Source organism: Pseudomonadota bacterium, assembly GCA_030859565.1.
Classification (GTDB): domain Bacteria; phylum Pseudomonadota; class Gammaproteobacteria; order JACCXJ01; family JACCXJ01; genus USCg-Taylor.
Window position 1 is genome coordinate 1 of sequence record JALZJW010000150.1, and the last position, 8,165, is coordinate 8,165.

General features: G+C 59.3%; 11 protein-coding genes. 3 read left to right on the plus strand and 8 right to left on the minus strand.

The features are described 5' to 3' along the window. Positions 1–386 (plus strand): hypothetical protein (locus M3436_17295; protein MDQ3565777.1); only part of this gene is annotated, 386 nt, incomplete at its 5' end. Here the strand turns inward: M3436_17295 and M3436_17300 are convergent. The 4 genes from M3436_17300 to M3436_17315 all read right to left on the minus strand — a co-directional run bounded on the left by M3436_17300 (position 313) and on the right by M3436_17315 (position 3,280). Next, positions 313–1,368 (minus strand): acyltransferase, encoded by a 1,056-nt coding sequence (locus tag M3436_17300; GenBank protein MDQ3565778.1) that lies wholly within the window; start codon positions 1,366–1,368, stop codon positions 313–315. The two genes, M3436_17295 and M3436_17300, sit on opposite strands and share 74 nt — an antisense overlap. Further along, positions 1,365–2,150 carry an alkaline phytoceramidase gene (locus M3436_17305; protein MDQ3565779.1) on the minus strand — a complete coding sequence of 262 codons (786 nt, stop codon included), beginning with the start codon at positions 2,148–2,150 and terminating at the stop codon, positions 1,365–1,367. Before M3436_17305 ends, M3436_17300 begins: the two co-directional genes overlap by 4 nt. Before the next feature lie 20 nt (positions 2,151–2,170). Continuing rightward, positions 2,171–2,635: a cupin domain-containing protein gene (locus M3436_17310; protein ID MDQ3565780.1), complete on the minus strand. Its 465-nt coding sequence runs from the start codon at positions 2,633–2,635 to the stop codon at positions 2,171–2,173. A 69-nt stretch (positions 2,636–2,704) separates the two neighbouring features. Beyond that, the gene (locus M3436_17315) at positions 2,705–3,280 is read right to left on the minus strand and encodes a sigma-70 family RNA polymerase sigma factor (GenBank protein ID MDQ3565781.1); all 576 of its coding nucleotides are present in this window, start codon (positions 3,278–3,280) and stop codon (positions 2,705–2,707) included. 297 nt (positions 3,281–3,577) lie between these two features. Between M3436_17315 and M3436_17320 the strand changes: the two genes are divergently transcribed. Continuing rightward, complete coding sequence (locus M3436_17320) at positions 3,578–3,844, plus strand: DUF4404 family protein (GenBank protein MDQ3565782.1); 267 nt, start codon at positions 3,578–3,580, stop codon at positions 3,842–3,844. Positions 3,845–3,880: 36 nt separating this feature from the next. Further along, positions 3,881–4,708, plus strand: coding sequence for an MOSC N-terminal beta barrel domain-containing protein (locus M3436_17325; protein ID MDQ3565783.1), 828 nt, complete (start codon positions 3,881–3,883; stop codon positions 4,706–4,708). 101 nt (positions 4,709–4,809) lie between these two features. Here M3436_17325 and M3436_17330 read toward each other — a convergent pair whose 3' ends face one another. The 4 genes from M3436_17330 to M3436_17345 form a co-directional block, all read right to left on the minus strand. Then, positions 4,810–4,971 (minus strand): entericidin A/B family lipoprotein, encoded by a 162-nt coding sequence (locus M3436_17330; protein MDQ3565784.1) that lies wholly within the window; start codon positions 4,969–4,971, stop codon positions 4,810–4,812. 373 nt (positions 4,972–5,344) lie between these two features. Next, positions 5,345–6,007 carry a toll/interleukin-1 receptor domain-containing protein gene (locus M3436_17335; GenBank protein MDQ3565785.1) on the minus strand — a complete coding sequence of 221 codons (663 nt, stop codon included), beginning with the start codon at positions 6,005–6,007 and terminating at the stop codon, positions 5,345–5,347. Between the two features lie 264 nt (positions 6,008–6,271). After that, entirely contained in the window at positions 6,272–7,654 is a 1,383-nt protein-coding gene (locus M3436_17340; protein ID MDQ3565786.1) for a class II fumarate hydratase, read from the minus strand. Between the two features lie 45 nt (positions 7,655–7,699). After that, complete coding sequence (locus M3436_17345) at positions 7,700–8,116, minus strand: rhodanese-like domain-containing protein (protein ID MDQ3565787.1); 417 nt, start codon at positions 8,114–8,116, stop codon at positions 7,700–7,702. Positions 8,117–8,165 lie beyond the last annotated feature (49 nt).

Here is an 8,165-nt window from a genome sequence, read left to right on the forward strand (position 1 = left end):
GCTTGTATCCCCATATGCACTATCGCGGCCGGCACTTCGATTACGTGGCTCATTTCCCGGACGGCCGGTCGGAGCGGTTGCTGTCGGTGCCGAATTATTCGTTCGGCTGGCAGACGTTCTATCGTCTCAAAACACCGCGAGAGATCCCGGCCGGAACCCGGATCGTCGCGCGCGCGGAATTCGATAATTCCGAGCAGAATCCCGTCAATCCGGATCCCGCAAAAGAGGTGCGGTGGGGGCTCGATAGCGATGATGAAATGCTCGTCGGCTACCTCATGTACACCCGTGAGCGCGATGATTATCCTCTACGCCTCAACGATATGGCAAGTAACGCCGCAGGGCGTAGATCGGTTTCTCATACCAATGCCAGATCGCAGCCGCCATGAGGAGTGAAATCGCAAAGCCCCCGGCGACAACGCCGATGTGCTGGGGCAGCGGAAGCTTGAGATCGAGGGAGTTGAACAAATTCATGGCAATCAGATGCACCAGGTAGAGCGTATAGCTCATGGTGCCGAAGTACACGAAGGGTCCGAAGCTTAGCACGCGCACCACGAGGTGCGACTCAGGCAGCGACCACAAGCCCCAAACAAAGAATCCCATACTCAATGCAATCGGCGTCTGGTAGTGAGAGGTCGAGAATTGTAGAAAGCCACCTTGGCTCAGAGAAAACTCGACGCCGATCAAACTCATTATCGCAATCACCGAGAGGCTCAGCGTCCAGGGCGGGGAGAACCGCGGCAGGCGTTGTTGATACTCGAGCCACGAGAAAATACATCCCCAGACGAAATATTCCGCGCACACGGGCAAGAGTGTCCCGTAGAACGATTTCGGATAACGAGACATGAACCAGAAACGCGCCGCGATGCTCATGATGAGCACGGAAAACAACATCGTGGTCCGATAGCGCGGGGGCGTGATGTAGAGGAGCAGCGGATAGACGATATAAAATTGCTCCTCGACGCTCAAGGACCAGAGATGCATCGATTCATTGCGCCAACCCTGTAAGAACCATTCGTAGAATGCCGCGCTCGGGCTCAGGCTCAGGGCAAAGAGTTTGATATTGAAAAGGTAGGCGAGATAGTACGCCGGGTAGGTGAGTGCTTCCATGCCGATCAATAGCAATACCACGAGATAATAGGCTGGGCATATCCTCAAAATTCTTCGGGTGTAGAAAACCTTGAGATTGGTGAGCAAGCTCGGGTGATCGGCGGACAAAAGCACGTTGGTGATGAGAAAACCGCTCATCACGAAGAAAACGGGTAACGCATAGCCCAGGTAACCCACGTGAAAAGGGTTGGGCGCGTAATGGGTGGCAAAGACCATCAGGAATAAAACAAAACGCAAGCCGTCGAGCTGGTGTTTTCTCATATTGATTTCGTTCCAGCGTTCGCTACTGAGCGCCGCCGGAGCATGATCAACAACGCCCACGCGCCGCCGGCGGCCAGGACATGCTTGAGGCTGTGGCCGCTCAGCCAACCGCTCAGACGATACATCTCGATGTCGAAATGCTCCGCGATCTTGGCCGCCGCGTAGGCGGCGATCAGGACCCAATAGCAATCATCGCGGGTATAGCGGCTCCGGAACAGCAGCAGCATCAGCACGCTGGCGACCATGGGATAGAATTGCACCATGCCATACCAGCGTAAATCCCCCCGGCCTTGTTGCTCGGTGTAATCCCACCACGCGACGCTCGAGAGCCCCGCCAGAACCAACGGCCCGAGCAGCGCCACGCCCACACGCGCGTCGATACGTTCGCTGACAATGACGCTCACGAGCGCCATGAACGTCAGGGTCATCGGCAGCCGATCCCAGAAGAGTCGCGCGTTATCCGGTTGCAGATGGTACCAGCCCGATCCCAGCCCGGTGAGCAGGATCCCAAGGAAAAATACGATCCAAGCGCGGCGTTCGCGGTCCGTTGCAAACGCATCGCTCAAGCGGCCTGGAGATAGCAACTGCGCCAATCCGATCGAACCGGCCAGCATGAAGCCAATGTTAGTGATCACATCGCCGAAATGCGGAATTTCAAAGAAGACCCGCTGATCGGCGAAATTATGGTAGTCGGGATCCTGCGGGATCGGGTCAATAAATAAGGCGGCGAGTGACGCCAAGGCGCCGGGGGCGAGGACAGCCACGATACGCCAGCGCGACATCTGCGCCGGGCCGGCGTAAATCAGCGTGCTGCTGAAAACTCCGGCACGGACTCGCCCATCCCGGATCGCAAGAAGATCAGCGCGCCGGCACGCGTGGTGAGTGCGGGGTGGGCCGCGCCCTTGGGCGCAAAGTGGTAGTCCCCCGCCCGGACGGTGATATCTCCGTACGTGATCTCCCCTTCCAACACCAGGCATTCCTCATTGGCGGCGTGAAGATGCGGCGGAACGATAGCGCCGGCGTCCAGGCGGGCCAGCAAGGAATTGGCGCGTCCGTTTTCATCCCGGTGCAGGATCTTGAATCGGATCCCGGGCGCGAAGTCCATCCAACCTTCGGCCGAGCGTATCGTGCGTAGCTGCGTGAGCGGATGCTCGGCGCGCACGCGCGCAATGATCCTCTCGCGCAAGCCGGCCGGCGGCTGTACCGGGGCCAGCGCATCGGTCCATTGCGTGAATAGCTCGATATCGAATAGATTATCGTCGTTCATAACTTACACCACCGGGCGCTTTTTGAGCCGCACCCCAATGTTCTCGCCGAGGCCACATTCCAAGCGCCTCTATGGCCATTGCTCTTTCATAAGCTGCATTGCCCGCCGCAAGACCATCTTCACGGTACCGAGCGGCGTCGCGGTGTAATCCGCGATTTCCTGATGGCTGAACCCCTTAAAGTACCTCAGGACCAACATTTGCCGCTCGTTCACGCTAAGCGCCTCGAGCGCCGCGCGCACGAGGTTATGTTCCTCAAGTCCGCAGAGGGCATCCAACGGATCGGCGGCTATATCCGCCTCCTCGCACGGCATCTCGGACGACGGGCAGATCTCCGCCGGATTACGCCGGCGTAGCAGATCAATCGCGCGGCTGCGGCAGATCGTGTACAGCCAGGTCATGATCTTTCCGCGGTTGGGATCGTAGGCGCTGGCGCGTTGCCAAACCTGCATGTAGACGTCTTCCGTAACCTCTTCGGCATCATCCCGTTGTCCCGTTATCCGCAAGGCCAAGGCGAAAACGCGGCTTGTCGTCGCATCGTAGAGCGCGGACAGCGCCGCTTCTTCTTTGCCGGCGATACCCGAAATCAGGCCGCGCAAGGCGATCTCTTGCGCATCAAACTCGGTCGTCTCGGTACCGGCGTTCACAGTTGCATTGTAACACCCGAAGCCACCGCGCGCCGGATGCGGCCTGAGAAAACAAGCGGCCAGACTGACCGTTCTCCGCGACGCCCGGTGTTCGTCTGTTGCGTGCACTATCCTCAGTACGTGACGTACGGCGTTTTTAGATGTTTCGCGGCGCTTCTCGCTGGGGTTCTCTCCCAGCCGCTACGATGGCTCGCATCGCAGCGGACAGATCGAGCTCATAGTGGATGGGTTAAACTAGGGCACGTACGAATTTCCACGATGGCCGGGTAGTGATGCTAGAAAAAAGGGTTAACTAACATGTCTGAAACTGATTTGCGGGAACATCTCGAAAGGTTGAGGGAACAAGTGAACGATCTCGATGCGGGGAAACCGGAATCGGTAGAGCGGCTAAACCAGCTTATTACGGACATCGAAAGTCAATTGGAAAATCGAGATGACCAGACCCGGCACGAGGATCTCATCGCCAATGTACAAGGAGCGATCCGGCATTTCGAGGTCGAGCATCCCCGGGCGACGGCCATTTTGAACGACATCATGGTTGCGCTCAGCAATATCGGGATTTGAGAGAGTGTCCGCCACAAGCGGCTGGGTAATATACCAGTGAACGCCATTAAAACCGCCGCAATGGCATGCATTCAACGCATCACCCTCTACCCGATCAAGTCACTCGACGGCGTCTCCGTGGCGCAGACGCGCATCGCCCCGGGTGGGAGCCTTGAACACGATCGCGCCTTCGCCGTCGTGGATGCCCAAGGCAAGTTTGTAAACGGCAAGCGCTTCGCCGACGTGCATCGGCTGCGCGCGCACTTCGATCTGGACACACACACGGTCACGCTTGCGGATTCAGGGACGAGCGCGCCGCAGCGCTTCCGGCTCGACCGGGATCTCGAATCGATGGCGGCGTGGCTGGGCGGATTTTTTGGCTTACCGGTCGCGATCCGGCAGGACCCGCGGGCCGGCTTCCCCGACGACACGGCCGCCTCGGGACCAACCGTGATCGGCGCGGCGACGCTGGCGGCGGTCAGCGCCTGGTTCCCCGGCGCCACACCGCAAGATATGCAGCTTCGTTTCCGGGCCAATCTCGAGATCAGCGGTGTCCCCGCATTCTGGGAAGACCGTCTGTTCGGGGAGCCCGGCACGCTGGTGGATTTTAACGCCGGGGCGGTCACTTTCGAGGGCGTCAATCCCTGCCAGCGCTGTGTCGTACCGGCGCGCCACCCGCGGAGCGGGATCGAGGAGGCGGGCTTCCAGAAAACCCTGGCCACGAAACGCGAACAGGCCTTACCCGCCTGGGCCGCCCGCTCGCGGTTCAATCACTACTACCGCCTCGCCGTCAATACCCGGATCCCGCCCTCGGAGGCCGGCAAGACCCTCCGGGTCGGGGATGAAGTCACGATCCTTGGAGTACGCCGCGCGAATAATGAATAGGAATCCCCAGGAGGTAAATCTATCGGCCCATGAGTTCGATAGGCACGGCACCGAGGGACAGGAATGTGGGTGTTCAGGTACCGGGGGGGCCGGCTAATGGGTTAGTAGTGCTTCTTTTGCTCGGCCTTTTTCTCGATCTTATCGCCGAGTTTTTCCAGGTCCCTGCCGAACCCCTCGACGGTATTGCATCCATACATGCCAAGCACCGCTACCGACAGCAGGATCGCGAGTACCGTGTCTCTCAGGTTTCTACGATTGTTCATGGTCTTTCGAGCCAGGACTTATTGAAATAAATGCACTTCCCGCCCGGACCGGATCCCCAAGAGTAAGAGTGGGACCAAGCCGGACATCGATTTTGATGCTATCCTAGCACGGTGGTTCGGTAGCCGGGCTAAAAGAAATTAGGAGAGCAGAATTTCCAACCGGCGCGGGCTGTCCATGAGGTCTGCATAGACCAGAATAATGATATATCAAGACCTGAACCCTTACCCTCAAGCCCTGCTCCTCGATCTCGCCGACCCCCGGCGGGTGATCGGCTGTCTACCGGTTCCGCTTCTGGCTCCGGACGAGACGGAGCGCGAGGGCTACGTCCCGAACGTCCGAGCACTCGCTCTACACCAGCCAGGCCCAAACTGTTCAAGGCGAGCGGGCGGTGAGCCAGAACCTCGTTCGGCTGTACGCAACGTAGACGGTGGCTTTGGTTCCCGGAGTAGTAGCCGGGGCATCACCCGCGATATCTTGAAGTCTGTTGGCGAGGTCTTGCGAAAGGTCAAACAGACGGGTGAAGTATTTTGAGTGTTCCTGCCAATCGGGTCGAGGAACCGGATAGCCCAGCTTGCGAATTCTGTCCTCATCGGTCTTTTCCCATAAGCGATAACCCAAGCAATCGCGTAGGACTTCCGGTTTTCTTGTCGTTTCCAAGCTATCCGCTTCTACCACGAAGACTTGCCCGGAATGTTGTTTGGCCGGAGCACCGGTGAATATCTCCAGTTCCCGCCGGCACCACTTCGAAGCAAGCCAGCCGGGCGAAAGAAAGAGCAGCAGGGTATCTGCCTGACTGACCTGTTTCTCTAATTCGGGGGTAAGTTCGTCGCTGCCCTTGAGCCGAAAGTCCATCCACAGGCTGTAGTTTTCCTCGCGCCCCATCTTCCGGTTAACTTCGTTGCGAAGATTATTGACGAAATGGGTAACCCATCCTTTCTCCTCGCCGGAGAACGGCTTGTTATCGACATGGGCGTAACTGACGAAGATGTTTGGCAAGCGTTGTTCCTGCAGTCCTTGGCTCAGCAAATTGTACAAGAAAGCAGAACTTGTTCAGAGGTTATCGTTTACTTAGATTGTAGCGACTTTCACCTCTTATACCCCCCGATGACCACAAAAGGCACGGGGTCAGGTCTCTACTTATTAGGTTGTGTATCTTATGTTCCCTAAGCAAACTAATAAGTTGAGACCTGACCCCGCTTCCGAGGCTCAACTCAACGGCGTCTTCAATGAGTGGCGTGAAACGGCTCCGTTGTCTGCAGGTGACAATCTTAGTCCCTCGGACGGCTTTTCGCTTAAACCTTACTTTCGGATCCCGCCCTGGGTCAGTTGCGCGGGATCTAATAAGCGCGCCAGATCATCTTCGGAAAGGTTCGTGAGCTCGCGCGCCACCTCGCGCACCGCGCGGCCTTCCTTGTACGCTTGTTTGGCAATCTGCGCGCCTTTTTCGTAGCCGATTACCGCGTTCAAGGCCGTGACCAAAATCGGGTTGCGTTCGAGCGCCTGGTTTAACCGGACGCGGTCGACCGAAAAACCCGCGATCGCTTTATCCGCGAGGAGGCGCGCGCTCGCCGCCAGCAATTCGACGCTCTGGCAGAGGTTATAAGCGATGACCGGCAGCATGACGTTGAGTTGAAAATTCCCCGACTGGCCGGCGACCGTGATGGTGACGTCATTGCCGATCACTTGGGCGCACACCATGCACATCGCCTCGGGGATCACGGGATTGACCTTGCCCGGCATGATGCTGCTGCCCGGCTGCAGATCGGGCAGGGCGATCTCCGCCAAACCGGCGAGCGGGCCGCTGTTCATCCAGCGCAGATCGTTGGCGATTTTCATGAGGCTCACGGCGACGGTTTTCAACTGTCCGCTCATCTCGACCGCGGCATCCTGCGAGCTCAAGCCTTCGAAGAAATTGTCCTTGCTCACGAACGGCACGCCCGTTTGCGCCGCCAGGATCGCCGCGACGCGCGCGCCGAATTCCGGGTGGGCGTTAATGCCCGTGCCGACTGCCGAGCCCCCGAGCGGCAAGGCCCGCAAGCGCTCCAGCGCGGCGCCGAGCCGGTCTCTACCCAAGCGAATCTGCGCCGCCCAGCCGCCCAGCTCCTGAGCGAGCGTCACCGGCATCGCATCCATAAGATGGGTGCGGCCGGTCTTCACAACGGCGCGCAACTCCTCGGCGCGCCGGGCAATCGCGGCTTCGAGATGCGTCAGGGCCGGCAGCAATCCCTCGGTGACTTGCGAGCTGCCCGCGACATGGATCGCGGTCGGGATCACGTCATTGCTGCTCTGGCCCATGTTCACGTGATCGTTGGCATGCACGGGCGCGCCGAGCCGGCCGCCGGCCAAGCGGGCGATGACCTCGTTGGCGTTCATGTTGGAACTGGTGCCGGAGCCGGTTTGGAAAATATCGACGGGAAACTGCGCATCGTGCTCCCCGTCAGCCACTTCCAGCGCAGCGTTGCGAATGGCTTCCGCCATGCTTCCGTCCAGTAATCCGAGCGCGAGATTCGCTTGGGCCGCGGCCGCTTTGATGAGTCCGAGCGCCCGGATGATCGCACGCGGCATGGGCAAACCGCTGATCGGGAAGTTATCCAACGCCCGCTGCGTCTGCGCCCCGTAGAGGGCCGAGGCCGGCACGCGGACCTCGCCCATGCTGTCTTTTTCGATGCGATAATCGCTCATGGCTTTCACGATCGTCACACGCCCGTCATAAAAGTGCGCGTAAGATTAGCTTTGCTCCCAAGGTAAGCCCCGTTGCCGCCAACCATTGATCCTGCCCCGGCGCTTGTGCGCGTCGAGATCGCCCTCGAATCCCTCCGCGACATTGTAGAGCCGCTTAAACCCGTGCTCCGCCAGCGCCTCGGCGGCGGCGCGCGAGCGCTTGCCGCTGCGGCAAATCGTGATCACCGTGACGTTCTCCGCCGGACCTACGCCCCGCAGCGCGTGGTGTATGCGCTCGGCGAAGTCCGGCAATACGCGCCACTCGGGCGCCTCCATCCAAGGCACGTGGAGCGCGCCCGCGGGATGGCCGACGTACTGATACTCCATGGTCGTTCGGACATCGACGATGACCGCGTTGGGATCCTCGCGCTGTAGCTCGAACGCCTCATCGGGGCGAATGTCTTTAATTTCGATCTCTGGCATGATGCGGGCCTCAAGTGGAATACGGCATCCATCGCGCGCGGCGCTGGCA